The sequence below is a fragment of the Streptomyces sp. NPDC001903 genome (genome assembly GCF_042891345.1).
GTDB lineage: Bacteria > Actinomycetota > Actinomycetes > Streptomycetales > Streptomycetaceae > Streptomyces.
This window is the reverse complement of record NZ_JBIASZ010000022.1, coordinates 71,591-87,857: the sequence shown is the minus strand read 5'-3', so window position 1 is coordinate 87,857 and position 16,267 is coordinate 71,591. Positions and strand designations below refer to the sequence as shown.

At 70.1% G+C, this 16,267-nt stretch carries 14 protein-coding genes; 4 read left to right on the top strand and 10 right to left on the bottom strand.

Annotation, left to right across the window (positions count from 1 at the left end; all coding sequences use genetic code 11):
* Nucleotides 1-74: 74 nt before the first annotated feature.
* The 8 genes from ACFYZS_RS34800 to ACFYZS_RS34765 form a co-directional block, all read right to left on the bottom strand.
* Nucleotides 75-572: a flavodoxin domain-containing protein gene (locus ACFYZS_RS34800; RefSeq protein ID WP_389021708.1), complete on the bottom strand. Its 498-nt coding sequence runs from the start codon at nt 570-572 to the stop codon at nt 75-77.
* Nucleotides 573-615: 43 nt separating this feature from the next.
* On the bottom strand, nt 616-2,841 hold the full coding sequence (gene ppsA / locus ACFYZS_RS34795) for a phosphoenolpyruvate synthase (protein ID WP_389021705.1): 2,226 nt from the start codon (nt 2,839-2,841) through the stop codon (nt 616-618).
* Between the two features lie 481 nt (nt 2,842-3,322).
* Complete coding sequence (locus ACFYZS_RS34790; protein WP_389021703.1) at nt 3,323-3,688, bottom strand: iron chaperone; 366 nt, start codon at nt 3,686-3,688, stop codon at nt 3,323-3,325.
* A 32-nt stretch (nt 3,689-3,720) separates the two neighbouring features.
* A complete protein-coding gene (locus ACFYZS_RS34785) occupies nt 3,721-4,173 on the bottom strand; it encodes a universal stress protein (RefSeq protein ID WP_389021700.1) in 453 nt (150 codons plus the stop codon).
* Between the two features lie 84 nt (nt 4,174-4,257).
* A complete protein-coding gene (locus ACFYZS_RS34780) occupies nt 4,258-6,657 on the bottom strand; it encodes a glycoside hydrolase family 65 protein (RefSeq protein WP_389021698.1) in 2,400 nt (799 codons plus the stop codon).
* Nucleotides 6,654-7,412 carry an HAD family hydrolase gene (locus ACFYZS_RS34775; RefSeq protein ID WP_389021695.1) on the bottom strand — a complete coding sequence of 253 codons (759 nt, stop codon included), beginning with the start codon at nt 7,410-7,412 and terminating at the stop codon, nt 6,654-6,656. The genes ACFYZS_RS34780 and ACFYZS_RS34775 overlap by 4 nt, the downstream gene beginning before the upstream one ends.
* A complete protein-coding gene (locus ACFYZS_RS34770; protein ID WP_389021692.1) occupies nt 7,409-8,104 on the bottom strand; it encodes a helix-turn-helix domain-containing protein in 696 nt (231 codons plus the stop codon). Before ACFYZS_RS34770 ends, ACFYZS_RS34775 begins: the two co-directional genes overlap by 4 nt.
* Nucleotides 8,101-9,177 (bottom strand): zinc-dependent alcohol dehydrogenase family protein, encoded by a 1,077-nt coding sequence (locus tag ACFYZS_RS34765; protein WP_389021690.1) that lies wholly within the window; start codon nt 9,175-9,177, stop codon nt 8,101-8,103. The genes ACFYZS_RS34770 and ACFYZS_RS34765 overlap by 4 nt, the downstream gene beginning before the upstream one ends.
* A gap of 170 nt (nt 9,178-9,347) precedes the next feature.
* Between ACFYZS_RS34765 and ACFYZS_RS34760 the strand changes: the two genes are divergently transcribed.
* The 3 genes from ACFYZS_RS34760 to ACFYZS_RS34750 all read left to right on the top strand — a co-directional run bounded on the left by ACFYZS_RS34760 (nt 9,348) and on the right by ACFYZS_RS34750 (nt 11,999).
* Complete coding sequence (locus ACFYZS_RS34760; RefSeq protein WP_389021687.1) at nt 9,348-10,769, top strand: MBL fold metallo-hydrolase RNA specificity domain-containing protein; 1,422 nt, start codon at nt 9,348-9,350, stop codon at nt 10,767-10,769.
* Nucleotides 10,770-10,864: 95 nt separating this feature from the next.
* The gene (locus ACFYZS_RS34755) at nt 10,865-11,335 is read left to right on the top strand and encodes a cyclic nucleotide-binding domain-containing protein (RefSeq protein ID WP_389021684.1); all 471 of its coding nucleotides are present in this window, start codon (nt 10,865-10,867) and stop codon (nt 11,333-11,335) included.
* 10 nt (nt 11,336-11,345) lie between these two features.
* The gene (locus ACFYZS_RS34750; RefSeq protein WP_389021682.1) at nt 11,346-11,999 is read left to right on the top strand and encodes a CBS domain-containing protein; all 654 of its coding nucleotides are present in this window, start codon (nt 11,346-11,348) and stop codon (nt 11,997-11,999) included.
* 88 nt (nt 12,000-12,087) lie between these two features.
* On the opposite strand, the gene ACFYZS_RS34745 is transcribed toward ACFYZS_RS34750, so the two are convergent.
* A complete protein-coding gene (locus tag ACFYZS_RS34745; RefSeq protein ID WP_389021679.1) occupies nt 12,088-13,716 on the bottom strand; it encodes a DUF6119 family protein in 1,629 nt (542 codons plus the stop codon).
* Between the two features lie 281 nt (nt 13,717-13,997).
* Complete coding sequence (locus ACFYZS_RS34740; protein WP_389021857.1) at nt 13,998-15,188, bottom strand: acyl-CoA dehydrogenase family protein; 1,191 nt, start codon at nt 15,186-15,188, stop codon at nt 13,998-14,000.
* 181 nt (nt 15,189-15,369) lie between these two features.
* On the opposite strand from ACFYZS_RS34740, the gene ACFYZS_RS34735 reads away from it, so the two are divergent.
* Complete coding sequence (locus ACFYZS_RS34735; protein WP_389021676.1) at nt 15,370-16,242, top strand: hypothetical protein; 873 nt, start codon at nt 15,370-15,372, stop codon at nt 16,240-16,242.
* The last annotated feature ends 25 nt before the right edge of the window (nt 16,243-16,267 follow it).

Here is a 16,267-nt window from a genome sequence, read left to right as displayed (position 1 = left end):
TTGGCCCCCGTCCCTTTCTTCCGGTGGTGCATGGCACGCCTCCGTGCTGGTGCGTGCCGAGCCGGGCCGTCCCTTCAGGCGGCGAGCTCGGCGCTGATGTGGTGGGCCCAGTTCTGGATCCGCTCGGGGTTGCGGAAGTCTCCGCCCTTGCCCTGGCGGGTCAGTGCCTTGGCGAGGAAGCCCGGGGTGTGGGCCGTGACGCTGCCACCGAAGGTCATGTGCTCACGCGCCCCGATCAGCTGCATCTCCCGGGCGACCGCGGAGACCGGGGGGATGTCGTGTTCCTCGGCGGAGCGGTCGAGGGGACCGCTGCTGAACATCCACACCGGGCGGTGCCGCAGGGATTCGGCGTTGCGTTCCGCGCAGTGCTTGGCCTTGCTGCTCCAGTGGCCGGCGTAGAGGGAGCCGCCGAGGACGACGGCGTCGTAGGCGCGGACGTCGTGGACGTCGTCGGCGGGCAGCACGACGGCGTCGAGACCGTCCTCGCGGAGGGTCTTGCCGATCTGCTCGGCGATGCCTGCGGTGGCTCCGTGCTTGGTGCCGTAGGCGACCAGGACTCGCTTGGTGCTCATGGCGGGTACTCCTTGGTTCCATGGTGCGGGGCTGATGCCACTGTCACGCGGTAGACGGCTGGTCCGCTTGGGCCGGACGGATCCCCGCGGGGGCCGTTCGGTCCTCTCCGTAGCGGCTCTCCTCGGCGGCAGCGACGTGCTGCTTGACTGCGGCGAAGCCGTCGGGGGCGACGGAGATCGAGTCGATGCCGGCGCGGACGAGGAAGGCGGCGTAGGCCGGGTCGTCGCTGGGCCGCTGTCCGCACAGGCCGACCGGACGTCCCAGGGCCTGGACCCGTGGGAGGAGGATCCGGATGAGGGTGGTGACGGCCGGGTCGTTCTCGTCGAAGACGTGGGCGAGGGCTTCGGAGTCGCGGTCGACGCCGAGGGTGAGCTGGGTGAGGTCGTTGCTGCCGATGGAGAAGCCGTCGAAGCGCTCGGCGAAGTCCTGGGCGAGGAGGATGTTGGAGGGGATCTCGGCCATCACGTAGACCTTGAGTCCGTTCTCGCCGCGCCGCAGTCCTTCAGCCGCCATTACCTCGACGACCTTGTCGGCCTCTTCGAGAGTGCGGCAGAACGGGATCATGACGATGACGTTGGTGAGGCCCATCTCGTCGCGCACCCGGCGCAGGGCCTGGCATTCGAGGGCGAAGCCTTCCCGGTAGCCGTCGCTGTAGTAGCGGCTGGCGCCACGCCATCCGATCATCGGGTTGGCTTCCACCGGTTCGAAGGGGCGGCCGCCGAGGAGCTTGGCGTACTCGTTGGTCTTGAAGTCGCTGGTGCGGACGACGACGGGGTCGGGCCAGCGGAATGCGGCGGACGGGTCGGCGAGGTTGAGCATCACCCGGGTGCGGGTGACGGGCAGGGCGGACAGGTCCGTCTCGGTCTCCTCGTACGGGAGACGGCCCGCGTAGACCTTGCCCCGGCTGCCTTCGGTGCACGAGACGGTGACGGCGGCGCCGTCGCGCAGGGTCGCGGTGGCGTTCCCGGTGCCGACGACCGCCGGCACGCCGAGTTCCCGGCTGACGATGGCGGCGTGGGAGGTGCGGCCGCCGTGGTCGGTGACGATGGCCGCGGCGCGCTTCATGACCGGTTCCCAGTCCGGGTCGGTGATCGAGGTGACGAGTACGGCTCCGGCCGGGAAGCGTTCCATGTCCACCGGCGTGTCCATGCGGCATACGGCGCCCGCTCCGATGGCTTCGCCCACCGCGATGCCCTCGGCCAGGGCGTCGCCCGGGGCGGAGGTCAGGCGGCAGCGCCGCAGGGTCGTGGTGCGCCGACGGGACTGTACGGTCTCCGGCCGGGCCTGGACGATCGCCAGGTCGCCGGTGATTCCGTCCTTCGCCCACTCCAGGTCCATCGGGCAGCCGTAGTGCTCCTCGACGGCAACGGCCCACACGGCGAGCTGCCGCACCTCGGCGTCGGTCAGGACCCGCCGGGCCTGCTCCTCGGGGGTGGTGTCGACGGTGTCGGTCAGCCCGCGTTCCGCATAGACGGCCTTGCGGCGCTTGGCGCCGATCCGCACGTCGATGACGGGGTTCAGGGCCGGGTCCTTGAGGCCGGGCTTGAAGACGGTGTACTCGTCGGGGTCGGTCTGTCCGCTGACCACCGTCTCGCCCAGCCCCCAGGCCGCACTGACCACGACGACGTGAGGGAAGCCGCTCTCGGGATCGAGGGTGAAGATCACCCCGGCTCCGGCGAGATCTGAACGGACCATGACCTGGACGCCGACGGAGAGGGCTACCTGGAGGTGGTCGAAGCCCATCCGCTCCCGGTAGTCGATCGCACGGTCGGTGTAGAGGGAGGCGAAGCAGCGGTGCACCGCGTCCACCAGCTGCACGGCGCCGCACACGTTCAGGTAGGTGTCCTGCTGGCCGGCGAAACTGGCCTCCGGCAGGTCCTCGGCGGTGGCGCTGCTGCGTACGGCGACCTCCGGGTCGGAGCGGCCGAGCTCTCGGCCGAGCTCCTCGTACGCGGCGACGATCTCGGCCGTCAGGGCTTCGGGCAGGGGCTCGCCCATGATCAGTGAGCGGATGCCCGCTCCGACGTCTTCGAGCGCCACACCGTCGTGGAGCCGGTCGAGCTGGTACTGGATGCGGGTGCGCAGGCCGTGACCGCTGAGCAGCTCCTCGTAGGCGTCGGCGGTCGTGGCGAAGCCGGGCGGCACCTGCAGGCCCGCGTCGGTCAGTCGTCTGGTCAGTTCGCCCAAGGAGGCGTTCTTGCCGCCGACTCTGCCGACGTCGCCCCGGCCGAGTTCGGTGAACGGTACGACGCGTCGCGTGTGTCCCATGACGTCCTCCGGGGCCGCGTATCGGCTGGGATCAGTACGGCAGGGGGCGGCCGGACGGCGTGCGCAGCTCCAGGGGGGCGGGCTTGTGAGGCTGCTTGGGCCGGGTCTGGATCCGAATGCGCTGCATCGTGGTCACCCTCTTCGGAAGGCGGCGCCGGAATGGCGTCCGGGTTCCACGATCACGCGGTAGGCCATGAGGACCGCAGTGCCGAGGGGGCCATTCACGAGGGGCCGAGTGGGCCGCTGCGGTACGGGGCCGACCGGCCCAGCTATCCGGTGCTGAGTGGCGCGGCAGGACCGCGTTCGCCCTGCTCAGGACCATCAGCGGGAATCGCCGTCCACCGCGCGCCAGGACGCAGATGGGCGTGTCCCTCGTCGAATACAAGTCATGCTGAAGGGCCTCAGGGGTGCTGGGTTTTCGTCCGACCACGGGCGCGTCAGACGCCGTCCTCCCGCGACGGCCGCCTCGAGGGCGCGGCCGTCAGCAGATCTTGCCGGGGCGGATGGCCGTGGCCTTGAGGAGGTCGCGCAACAGGTCGAAGTCGATGCTTTCCGACTTGCGGAACCGCAGGCAGCCCTTGCCCATGTCCCGCTCGGCCAGTCGTTCCTCAAACGCTTCGCGAACGTCACTGCGCATGAGGTAGAAGAGGATGTACTGCTTCTGGCTGGCGAACGCGATCTCGCAGGCGCCGTCGCGCTCGTACGCTGGCATCCCGTAGGCCATGAGCTCGTCGAAGCCCACCAGCTCTTCACGGCACAGCTGCCGCACCTTCCTCAGCGCCGCCCTGCGTTCCTCAGGAACCTCAGTCAGGTAGCCGTCGACGTCGCTTGCGCTGCTATGCACCATTCCGTGAGGTTATGCCGGATCCAAAGCGCCGATCAACGTTCGACGTCCACATCCGCTCGGACGATGGTGATCGGACATGGCGCGTGGAGCGCCATCTGGTGGCTCACCGAACCGAGCAGGGCGCGGCTGAAGCCGCCTCGACCACGGCTGCCCACGACCAGCATGTCCGCACCCTCTGACGCCTCGACCAGGACGTCGACCGGATTGCCGCGCACCAGGCGCTGGTGCACGGAGGCGGCACCGTCCTCACCGAGGACCGTGCGGACCTCCTCGACCAGCCGGCGCTCGGCCTCCTCCTCGTCGAACGTGGCATCGACCGCCGGGGCCGACCACGAAGCGGCACCGGGCAGGTCCCACGCTGCGACTACCTCTACTCGCCCGCTCACCAGGCCTGCGTACCGGACCGCCCAGCGCAGCGCGGCCTGGGACGAGGGCGATCCGTCGACGCCCACCACGATCCGCGGAGCCTCCTGCTGCCTGTCCATTCCGCTCATCCTTCCGACGGCTGATACATCCACAGTGTGCGCATCACGATCGCCCCGCCACGCGAGCAGGGAGTGGCCGCCGCGTCAGCCCTTGGAGAGGCGGAACCACCGCTCCTGGCCTGCGGAAATGCGTTCGTGCCGGTCTCCGGGCAGCACCAAGGGCACCGGGCCCAGGATCGACGGGGGGACGCTGATGCCGAGCCGGCCGGGCCGGAACCGGATACGGATGTCCCGGTGCCCCAGGTAGGAGATCGAGAACGAGGAGCCGGGCACTTCGGAGAGGGGCACGGGGTCGATGTGCAGGCCGTCGCCCTGGGCCTCGAGTCCGACGATGCCGCGCTCGACGAGGTCGAGGGTGCCGCCCATGGCTCCGAGGTGGATCCCTTCACCGGTCGTGCCGCCCTGGACGTCGGTGATGTCGCTGAGCAGGGCTTCCTGGCAGTAGCGCCAGGCGTCCGGGCCCTGTTCCCGGGCGAGGATCCAGCCGTGGACGAGGCTGCTGAGCGTGGAGCCGTGGCAGGTGCGCCGCAGGTAGTAGTCCACCGTCCTGCGCCAGAGGCCGTCGTCGAGGTGGTGACCGAGCCGACTGAAGAGTTGTTCGAGTTCCGCGGGGCGGAAGAGGTAGCCGAGCATGAGGGTGTCGGCCTGCTTGGACGCCTGGTAGCGGTTGGGCGTGTCGCCTTCGGCTTCCAGGATGCGGTCCAGGCGGCGGATGTCGTGGTAGCGGGCGCGGTAGCCGTCCCAGTCGAGCTCGGTGAGGTCGCCGTAGCCGTGGAACTGGCTGATCACGTCGCGATGGAAGGGCACGTACAGGCGGTGGGAGACGTCCTCCCAGACGGTGAGGACGTCGGGGCCGACGCCGAGTTGCGCGAGGAGCTCGGCGCGTCGGGCGGCAGGAAGCTCCCCGTACAGGTCGAGGGCGCGGGCCAGCACCCACGCGGCGGTGACGTTGGTGTAAGCGTTGTCGTCGATGCCGGGACCAGTGGCGTCCGGGTAGGCATCGTGGTATTCGTCCGGTCCGACGACGCCGCGGATCCGGTAGCGGCCGAGGCCCGTGTCCCACGTCGCTGCGTCCGCCCAGAAGCGGGCCACGTGCAGGAGGAGTTCGGCGCCGGGACCGTGCATGAATCCGACATCGCCGGTGGCCTGCCCGTACTGCCACACGTTCCAGGCCACGGCCGACCCCACGTGGTGCTGGAGGTGGGAGTGGTCCGGCAGCCAGCGGTCGGAGCGCGGGTTGAGGTGCAGCCGCTGGGTCTCCTCGGTGCCGGAACTACCGCTCTGCCAGGGGAACATGGCTCCCCTCGCCCCAGCCCGGCGAGCGGCCTCCCGAGCTGCGGGGAGTCGTCGGTGCCGGTACATCAACAGGGCGCGAGCGGTCTCGGGGAGGTGGAGGGCTAGGTAGGGCAGTACGAACAGCTCATCCCAGAAGACGTGGCCCCGGTACGCCTCGCCGTGAAGGCCGCGGGCGGGGACGCCGGCGTCGAGCTCGGCGGTGTGCGGCGAGAGGGTCTGCAGGACGTGGAAGGCGTGCAGCCGGAGGACCTTGCCGGTCTCTCCGGGCACCTTCAACTCTCCGTCGCTCCAGAGGCGTTGCCAGGCTGCGCGGTGGGAGGTCAGCAGGGAGGGGAAGTCCGGGGCGTGCGTGGCGCAGTCGATGCTCCGTCGCAGCGGATCGGCCGCGGGACGGTCGAGCGAGGTGCACAGGGCGGCGGTCTTCACCAGGACGACCGGGGCGGCCCGCTTGATCGGCAGGACGAAGGTCTGTGTGGCGGTGGTGGATGTACAGACCCGGCCCACCGGTGCCAGAGGACGTGCCGATGTCCGGACCGCGAGCCCGATCCGTACCCGGGAGGTGGTCGTGGTGCAGGACAGCCAAGCGGTGCCTTCCGCCTCCACCCCGGCCCGGTGCTCGACGAGATGCCGCCCGGCCAGGGCGCGGTAGCGGTCGACTCCCGCGTTCGTGACGTCGCCGTCGAGTACGGACTCGATCTCGATCCGGCCGCTCCAGCCGTACGCTCTGAACACCGTGTTCTGCGCGGCCAGGTACGGGTCGCCCATGTGGACCAGGCGGGTGTGCGTGACACCCAGGCGGCGGCCTTCGGCATCGTGGAAGAGCATGCGGCGGGTGAGCGTTCCGGCGCGCAGGTCCAGCGTCACGTTGCTGTGGCGCAGGGACGCGTGGTCCGGCGTGAGCCAGTCCCCGGGCGGTGCGCCCTCGGGCAGGCAGCGGTACCGCAGGGCGGTCCAGTCCGGCAGTCGGACCATGTCCTCGTTGGAGACCGTTCGTCCGCCGATGGTGGAGTCGAGCCGGTCGTAGCAGCCGGCGAGGTAGGTGCCCGGGTAGTGGATGTCGTCGGCGACGCTTTCGGGGGCCGAACCGCGTGTGGCGAAGCGGCCGTTACCCAGCGTGCACAGGGATTCGACCAGCCGCTCGGTCTTGGGGTCGTAGCGGTGGTACTCCCAGTGCCAGGCAGTGGTCACGGACGGCCGCCAACCAGTACGACGGACAGCCCGGCGAGGTCGGGGAGGACGAGATCGGCGCCATGCGCACCGAGGGCGTCCGTCATGCGCGGGTCGCCTTCCCGGTTAAGCCCCACCACCCATCGGAAACCGCCTCGGTGTCCCGCCTCGACGCCGGCGAGCGCGTCCTCCACCACTGCCGTGTGTGCGGGGGTCACGCCGAGACGGTCGGCAGCTTCGAGGAAGAGGGCAGGGTCGGGTTTGCCCGGAAGGGCGAGTGCGGCCGCGTCCTGGCCGTCCACCAGAGCGTCGAAGTAGCCGATGAGGTCTGCGGATTCCAGGAGGGAGCGGGCGTGCCGGGAAGCCGAGACAGCTGCGCACCGGATCGCCTGATGTCGCAATTCCTGGAGTGCGGGCCGCACGTCCCCAAACGTGCGGACGCCGTCAGTCCGCAGCATCGCGGCGAAGACCTCCTCCTTGCGGGCGGCGACCGCGTGGACGGTGGCGCACCCGGGCGGATCCTCGGGCGTCCCGGGCGGGAGGTCGATGTAGCGGGCGGTGAGGAAGGCGCGTACACCGTCGAGTCGGGAACGGCCGTCGACCAGGTCCCGGTACTCCCGGACGGCGTCGAACGGGCGCGGTCGTGCTCCAGCGTGCGACGGCTGCCACTCGGGGAGGCAGTCGTCGAAGGTCTCCTTCCAGGCGGCCGCGTGGCGGTCCGCCGTGGCCAGGAGCACTCCGTCGGTGTCGAAGACGACCGCGCGCAGTTCGTTCATGAGTCGTGCACCACGCGACGGCCGGTGATCCGAGCCGGGGTGAGCTTCATCCAGTGGCTGCGCGGGCCGCCGGCCCAGGGCTGGGAGCGGGCCGTGGTGTTGAGGTGGTGGATCTCGTCCGGGTCGGTGACGGCTGCCAGTTCACCCACCGCCAGCACGCTCCAACCGGTGGCGGTTACGTCGTCGATGTTGTCGATCTCGAAGGCGACCTCGGTTCCGGCAGCTCTGGCGGTGACGGCCTCCGCGGAGGTGCGGAAGGCGATGTCGGATCCTGCGATCAGGTAGTTGACGGGGAGGACGGCAGGCCCTTCGGGGGTGAAAATGGCGATGCGGCCCACGCCGTGCGTGCTCAGCAGCCGCCGGCATTCGGTCTTGTCCAGTGCTACGAGCGCACTGTCGCGCCGGGCGGTGGCTCGGCCGGCGACGTGGTGGGCGCTGGCGCCGGTCAGGTCGTCGACGGTGAGGCCGAGGGCGTCGGCCACCCGTACGAGGGTGCCGATGGCAGGGCTGGCGGCGTGCTCCTCCAGGTAGGCGATGTACGTCCCGTCGGCGCCACACCGCCGGCCCAGTTCGTCGCGGCTCAGGCCGAGGGCTTCGCGGCGGGCCGCCAGGCGGCGGCCCAGGTCGGTGCCTCCGGTCGTCTCGCCGGACTGCTGGGGGTGGGTGCTCGGCATGCTCTTCACGGCGCTCACTGCTCCTGGGGCGGTACGGCGACCGTGTCGTGCTGCGGTCCGCCGAGCACGACCTTGAGGGCGCCGGTTTCGCCGGCGTTGGAGAAGACGTCGTACGCCTCTTCCATCTGGTCCAGCTCGAAGCGGTGGGTGACCATCGCGGCCCCGGGGAGGCGGCCGGCGGCCATCATGCGCAGCAGCATGGGGGTGGAGTGGGTGTCGACGAGGCCGGTGGTGATGGTGACGTCCTTGATCCAGAGGTCTTCGAGGTGGAGGACGGCGGGCTTGCCGTGGACGCCGATGTTGGCGACGTGTCCGCCGGGGCGGACCATGCGGGTGCACATCTCGAAGGCCTCGGGCACGCCGACTGCCTCGATGGCCACGTCCGCGCCAAGTCCGTCGGTGAGGTCCTCGACCAGCCGCTCGGGCTCTTCGTCCGCGCTTGCGGTGGCATCGGCGCCGAGGCCGCGTGCGGCCGCGAGTCGGGAGGCGGCGAGGTCGACGGCGATGATCCGTCCGGGGCTGTAGAGCTGTGCGGTGGCGATGGCGGCCAGGCCGATGGGTCCGGCGCCGACCACGACGACGGTGTCGCCGGGACGGACGTTGCCGTTGAGCACGCCCACCTCGTAGGAGGTGGGGAAGATGTCGGCGAGCAGTACGGCGTCGTGGCTGTCCAGGGCGCTGGGCAGGGGGTGGACGGAGAGGTCGGCGAAGGGGACGCGTACGTATTCGGCCTGGGTGCCGTCGATGGTGTGGCCCAGGACCCAGCCGCCGCCTCCGCGGCACTGTCCGTAGTGGCCCTCTCGGCAGAAGCGGCAGCGGCCGCAGGCGGAGATGCACGAGATCAGAACGCGGTCGCCGGGACGGACGCTGCGGGCGTCGCCGCCGGTTTCGACGACGGTCCCGACGGCCTCGTGGCCCAGGATGCGTCCGGGAGTGACTTCGGGGACGTCGCCCTTGATGATGTGCAGGTCGGTGCCGCAGATGGTGACGGCGTCGACCCGGATGATCGCGTCGGCGGCGTCCTTGATCGAGGGGTCCGGGACGTCCTGCCAGGAGGTCTGTCCGGGCCCGTGGAAGACGAGTGCCTTCATGGCGCGGCCTTCTCTCTGTGTGCGCGGGAAGGGGTCACCGTCAGGCTGTGCCCGGGTCCCTCCCTCCCGCTTGGGCCGGTCGGCCCCTACCCGGGACCGGTCGGTCCCCAGCGGAGCGGGCGCTGCGGTGCGACGGTGGAGACCGGCATCCGTCCCGAAAGGAGGGCGCCATGTCCCAGTCAGCCCCGTCCCCCGCTTCCGCCCGCCCGGCCCTGCTGAGGTTCCTCGGCGGTGTACGGACGGTCACCGGCAGCAAGTTCCTGGTCGAGAGCGACCACGCCCGGATCCTCGTCGACTGCGGACTCTTCCAGGGTGTCGCGGACCTACGGCGCCGCAACTGGGACAAGCTGCCCTGCGACGCCTGCGACATCCACGCCGTCGTCGTGACCCACGCCCACCTGGACCACTGCGGGTACCTGCCGCGACTGGTGCGGCACGGCTTCCGCGGACCGATCCTGACCAGCGCCAATACCGCGCGCCTCGCCGAGATCGTGCTCCGCGACAGCGCCCGCCTGCAGATGGAGGCCGCCGAGCACGCCAACCAGCACGGCTGGTCCAAGCACCGGCCCGCCAAGCCGCTCTACGACGATGACGACGTCGACCACACGATCAAGTACCTCGACCCGGTACCGGTGGGCAGCGAGATCGAGATCATGGCCGGCACGAAGCTGATGCTGCACCACGGCGGTCACATCCTCGGCTCCGCCTGGGCGCACCTGACCCTGGAGGACGGCCACACCCTCGCCGTCAGCGGCGACCTCGGCCGCCCCGGCCACCCGCTCCTCCTGCCGCCCGAGCCGTTCTCCGGCGCCGACGTCCTGCTGATGGAGTCGACGTACGGCAACCGCCGCCACGACCACGAGAGCGCCCGCCGGGAATTCGCCTCGGTGATCACCCGCGCCCTGTCCCGCGGCGGGACGGTGGTCATCCCCGCCTTCGCGATCGACCGCACCGAGGTCGTCCTGCACGAACTCGCCACCCTGCGCAGCGACGGCACCCTGCCCCGCCACGTACCCGTCTACGTCGACAGCCCCATGGCCCTGGCCGCGCTGGACGTCTACCGCGACGCCGTACGGGCCCACTCGCCCGAGCTGCGCCCCGAGATCCTCGCCCAGGGCGAGGCGGCGATCAGCCCCGAGCCCTTCCAGGCCGCCCGGACCGTCCAGGAATCGATCGACATCAACAACTCCACCGGACCGGCCATCATCGTCTCCTCCGCCGGCATGGCCACCGGCGGCCGGGTCCTGCACCACCTCCACCGGATCCTGCCGGACCCCCGCAACGCCGTGGTCATCGTCGGCTTCGCAGCCGCCGGCACCCGCTCGCGCGACCTCGTGGACGGCGCCCGCACGCTCAAGATGTTCGGCGAGTACGTCCCCGTACGCGCCGAGGTCGCCGACGTCCCGCACTTCTCCGCCCACGCCGACGCCGGCCAGATCATCGACTGGCTGCGAGGCGCCCCGGCCCCGCACACCACCTATCTCGTACACGGTGAGGAGAGCGCCTCCGAGACCCTGCGCGACCGGATCGACGACGAGCTGGGCTGGACGGCCGTCGTACCCAAGTCCGGGGAGGCCGTCCTGGTCCGCTGACCTGGGCCGGACGGCCCCGGCGGTGTGCACCGCGCGGCCCTCCCGGCCACGGTGGCCCACCGAGCAGGGTGGATGCGAAGGGTTGGAGGCACTCCATGAGCACCATGCACAGCATCCTCGAAGCGATGGCACCGGAAGCCCGCGAAGCCTTGCTCGCCCACTCCCACCAGGTGACCCTCCCGGCCGGCACCCGCATCTTCAAGGAACACCAGCGGGCCGAGAAGTTCTGGATCATCCAGTGCGGCACCGTCGACCTCGACACCCACGTGCCCGGCCACAAGAACGTGGTCGTCGACACCCTCGGGTACGGCGAGCTGCTCGGCTGGTCCTGGATGTTCCGCCCCTACACCTGGCACCTCGGCGCCACGGCGACCCGCGAGGTGCGCGCTCTGGAGTTCGACGCCGCAGCCGTACGGGAGCTGTGCAACGAGGACTCGGCCGTCGGTCGGTCCGTCTCCACCGCCGTGGCCGCCGTCATCGCCGACCGGCTCGACTCCGCCCGCACCCGGCTCCTCGACGTGTTCGCCCCTCACGGCAGCGGCACCCCGCTCGCCTACGCACGCTGAGGACCCCGCCATGACCTCCACCCCGTACACCGTCGCCGACGTCATGACCACCGAGGTCATCGCCGTCTCCCCCTCGACCGGCTTCAAGGACATCGCCACCGCGATGGAACGGTGGAAGGTGACCGCCCTCCCCGTCATCGAGGGCGAGGGCCACGTCGTCGGCGTGGTGTCCGAAGCCGACCTCCTGCCCAAGGAGGAGTTCCACGAGCACCGCCCGGGCATGATCGAACAGATGCGCCGCCTCGGCGACACCGCCAAGGCCGGCTCCACCCGCGCCGAGAACCTGATGACCACCCCGGCCGTCACGATCCGCCCCGATGCCACCCTGCCTCAGGCCGCCCGCCTCATGGCCAACCACCACGTCAAGCGCCTCCCGGTCGTCGACGCCGACGGCACCCTCAAGGGCATCGTCAGCCGCGCAGACCTCCTCAAGGTCTTCCTCCGCAGCGACGAAGAACTCGCCACCGAAATCCGCCGCACCGTCGTCGAGCGCCTTTTCCCGCTCTCCCAGGAAGCCGTCAAGGTCACCGTGGCCCAAGGAATTGCCACCCTGACCGGCGCGGTTCGCGATGGCAACCTGATCCCACTGGCCGAGCGCCTCACCCACTCCGTCGAAGGCGTCGTCGGCGTCCACTGCCGACTGGATGCACCGGCCGAAGCGTGAAGTCCGACCCACGGCGCCGTGCCGGGGCGATGCAGCGCAGAGCCCGTACCAACGAGGAGCGCAGCGACGCCATCAGCAAGCTGCGAGGTCAGCGCCGGATGGCGATGACCTCGACGTCCGCATTCATGGCACGCAGCCTCCGCACCGCTTGTAGCAGCGAGACCTGAGCGAAGGCGAAGAGCGAGTCGACGGCAATGTCCTCGCCGTCCTTCAGCAGGATGCCGAAGACCACGCGGAGCGTGCCGAAGTCCTGGATGAGGCGGTGGTTTGGGTTGTGGGCGGCGACCTGTTTGAGGAACTTGGCTCGCACCTCCGCATCGCTCCGCAAGGTCTCCACGGCGACCACGCCTTGGGCGAAGAGGTGGTTGAGGGGGGCGGTACTCGAGGTGGCCTTCTTGACGCAGATCAGCTGACTGTCAGGGCCCAAGACGTCGCAGATCTCCAACCCCCCACCCTTGAATTTGCCGGTGCGGACATTCTTCTTGTCGAAGAGGAGGTATCCGTCCTGTTCTGCTGCCAGATGGTTGAACCAATCTTCATCGTGGGAATCTTGACCGTCTGAGTTGAGCGGTCCCCTCGTCCAGCATGGCAATGTGACGGTTCGCGGTGCCGCGAAGAGGCTGGTGAGCTCCTCTTCGAGGGTTTCGATGAAGCCTGCCCCCACTTCGAACCATTTGCCGTTGCCGTAGAACAGCCGGTCGGGGTTGGCCTGTACGTCGGCTATCAGCCATTCCTTGCCATTGGTGGCGACACCCGCAGGGGTTTGGCAGTCGTCGTCGCTGAACATGGTCACCCGGACGTCAGCGAGTGCCTTGAGCCGCTCGCCTTGCGGCTTGTCCTTCACGAAGGCAAGCAGGTGCCTCAGTTCGAGCTCGCTGGTTTCGATCATTTGGGCTCCGCGTCTGATGCGGAACGCCTGGGCCGAGCTGTGGCTTTCCTGACAGGCGTCGGGAACTCCGGTGGTCAGGCGGGGACTGTCCGGGTCCGCGAGGAGGCCCTCGAGGATCTTCTGGGCTTCGACAGCCTTGCGGCTGCCGCTGTTGAGGGCATGCACCCTGCTGACGAACTTCAGTTGGGGTAGTGGATCGGGCCTTGCACAGACGTCCTCGATCGTCCGCAGGTCGCTGAGGAAATCCTCCAGGCTGGTGGCAAGGGGGAGTTTGATGGTGGCCTGGGAGCATTCGACGCGCACGCGACGTATCCGGCCCGATTCCAGCGAGGTCAGCGCCAGCCCACTCACGGTGCCGCATATGCGGCGGACGACGGCGCCAAAGCGATCCAAGCCGAAATCGTCGATGCGTTCGCCGCGCGAGACCGAGTACTCGTCGACCCTGCCCCGGCCGTCCATGATCTGGTTGCGGACCTTGATGACTCCGGCGTCGTCGAGGCAGCGGGTTGCGAATTCCAGCCCGAACTCCTCGTCGCGGTAGTAGGGGTCCAGCATGTGGTGCCCTACCCCGTAACTCAAGGCATAGACCCCACGAGCCGTACGCATGATGACCAGGCCGGCTGCAGCGCGATTCCGTTCGTTGACGTCGAGGCCGGTGATGGACTCGACGGTGTCGCACCAGTCCGCGCGCTCGCGAGGGACTCCTCCCGTCATCAGCAATCCCTCGATGCCTTCACGGGTGAAGTTCCGGACCTCATAGTCGGCGCCGTCAAGGTACCTGTCACGCACGAACCCGCTCGGCTCCACGGGATGATCTTCGGCCTTCAACCGGTGGAGCGTGGATTTACGGGTGGCGGGTCGGGGTCTGCGGGTATTGCCCAAGGTGACCTCCACGCACTCGCAATGCAGGACCTACCAAGAAAGCAGACAGGAGGTGTCCCCGCTACTGAACTGACCACGTGAGTTTCGCTCGGATTCCGGTTGCACAAGGGCGCCGGTGGAGGCGGCAGGTCCGCCCAAGCTGCCGCCCCAGCTCCAAGAGGTTCGCACGCACGTCCGGTGACAACAACGGTCGTTATGTGCCAACTATCGTTGTGAGTCACACCGCTTCAGCGGCGGACTCGGGGCATGCCCAGGCCGATCCAGGAGATGATCTCGCGCTGGATCTCGTTGTTGCCGCCGCCGAAGGTGAAGATGACCGCGCTGCGGTAGCCGCGCTCGAGTTCGCCGTGCAGGACCGCGCCCGCGGAGCCGTCCTTGAGGGAACCGGCCGCGCCGACGATCTCCATCAGCCAGGCGTACGCGTCCCTGCGGGCCTCGGAGCCGTACACCTTGACGGCGGAGGCGTCCTGGGGGGTGAGGGTGCCGTCCTGGACGGCGCCCACCATCTGCCAGTTGAGGAGCTTCATCGCGTCGAGGCGGGCGTGGGTGCGGGCCAGGCGGCCGCGGACCCAGGTGAGGTCGATGACGCGGCGGCCGTCGGCCAGCTTGGTCCGGGCGGCCCAGCGCTGCACGTCGTGCAGGGCCCGGATGGCCATGGTGCCGTGGGCGGCGAGCGTGACGCGCTCATGGTTGAGCTGGTTGGTGATCAGACGCCAGCCCTTGTTCTCCTGGCCGACCCGGCGGCTCGCGGGGACGCGGATGTTCTCGTAGTGGCTGGCGGTGGTGTCGTGCGAGGCGAGGGTGTTGATCAGGGTGCAGGAGTAGCCCGGGTCCGCGGTCGGCACGAGGAGCATGGTGATGCCCTTGTGTGCCGGTGCTTCGGGGTCGGTGCGGACGGCGAGCCAGACCCAGTCGGCGGTGTCCCCGTTCGTGGTCCAGATCTTCTGCCCGTTGACCACGTAGGTGCCGGTCTCCTCGTCGCCCTCCCGTACGGCCTTGCACTTGAGGGCGGCGAGGTCGGTACCGGCGTCGGGCTCGCTGTAGCCGATGGCGAAGTCGATCTCGCCGGAGAGGATGCGCGGGAGGAAGTACGACTTCTGCTCGTCCGTGCCGAACTGCATGATGGTCGGCCCGACGGTGTTCAGCGCCATCAGCGGCAGCGGTACGACGGCCTGCGCGGCCTCGTCGAAGAAGATGAACTGGTCCATGGGCGACATCCCGCGGCCGCCGTACTCCCTGGGCCAGCCGACCCCGAGCCAGCCGTCGGCGCCGAGCTTGCGGATGGTCTCCCGGTAGAAGCGCTTCTGGGCGGCGGGGTCCTCGTAGCGGGCGTAGACGTCCTCCGGAACCAGCTCGGCGAAGTAGGCGCGCAGCTCGGTGCGCAACTGCTGCTGCTCAGGCGTGTATTCGAGGTGCACGGCCCCTCCGGGTGTCTCGCGGTCCAGCCGGTCGCTGTGGTGGCGGCGCACAGAGTAGAACGTGTTCCAACAAGGGGGAAGGACCCGCGGGGTGCCGTTTCCGCAGACCGGCGGCGGAGCATCGGCCCGTGACCCACAATGGGCCTACGGGGCAGGGGAGTTCGAGGATCCGGGGGGACACGTGGACGAGAAGGCCTGGGAGCGGGAATTCGCCGGGCGGGACCGGACTCCGGAGCACCGGGACCGGACGCCCGGCCGTCAGGACCGGCTGCCCGCCGGGCGGGACCGGATGCCCGGCGACCGGGTGCCCGGCGACCTGCCGCACGGCGATCGGATGCCCGGCGACCGGCTGCCCGCCGGCCCGGCCGGGGGCTCCGCGGGCGTGACCCAGATCCACGAGCCGGGAGCGCTGCCCGTCGACCCCGAGAGCCCCGACCGACTGCGCGCGTGGGAGCTGCTGCCGGACGAGGTCCGGGCGAGGACGCTGGAGAAGGCCGGCCGGTCCCTGGTCTGGTGGGCCCGGGTCTACTCCGACGGCGCCCCCTTCGCGGTGGTGCTCGGGGACCGCGGCCTGTGCCGGGTCCAGCCGGTGTACCGGGACGGCGCGGCGGCGGAGCACCGGGGCGAGCGGGTACGGGTGGAACCCGGATCGCTGGCCAGCCGTTCCTTCGACGGGCGCCCGGCGCAGGCGGGCGGCGCGGGCGCAGGAGCGGGTGCAGGAGCGGGCGCGCCCGGCCGGCCCGGGGCGGCGCGGGTGGAGCGGCTGGTCCTGGACCCGCCGGAGGCCCAGGGGGTGCTCGGGCACTTCCCCCTGGACGTACAGGACTTCCTCCAGCGGCCCTTCCTGGCCGACCGCCGGACCGTCACGGCCGAGTGGTACTACGAGGAGACCGTCCAGCCCCGGCACAGCGACCTGTTCGTCCTCCTGTGCCTGTCCACCGACCGCCACGTCACCGCGATCGAGGCCCGTCGCTCCCTGGACCGGGGCGCGACACCGGACCGGGCCCGCTGGCACGTCCTCACGTGCCACCAGGCCCGGCTCATCCCCCGCTGACCCGCGCGGAAGACCCGGCCCGGCC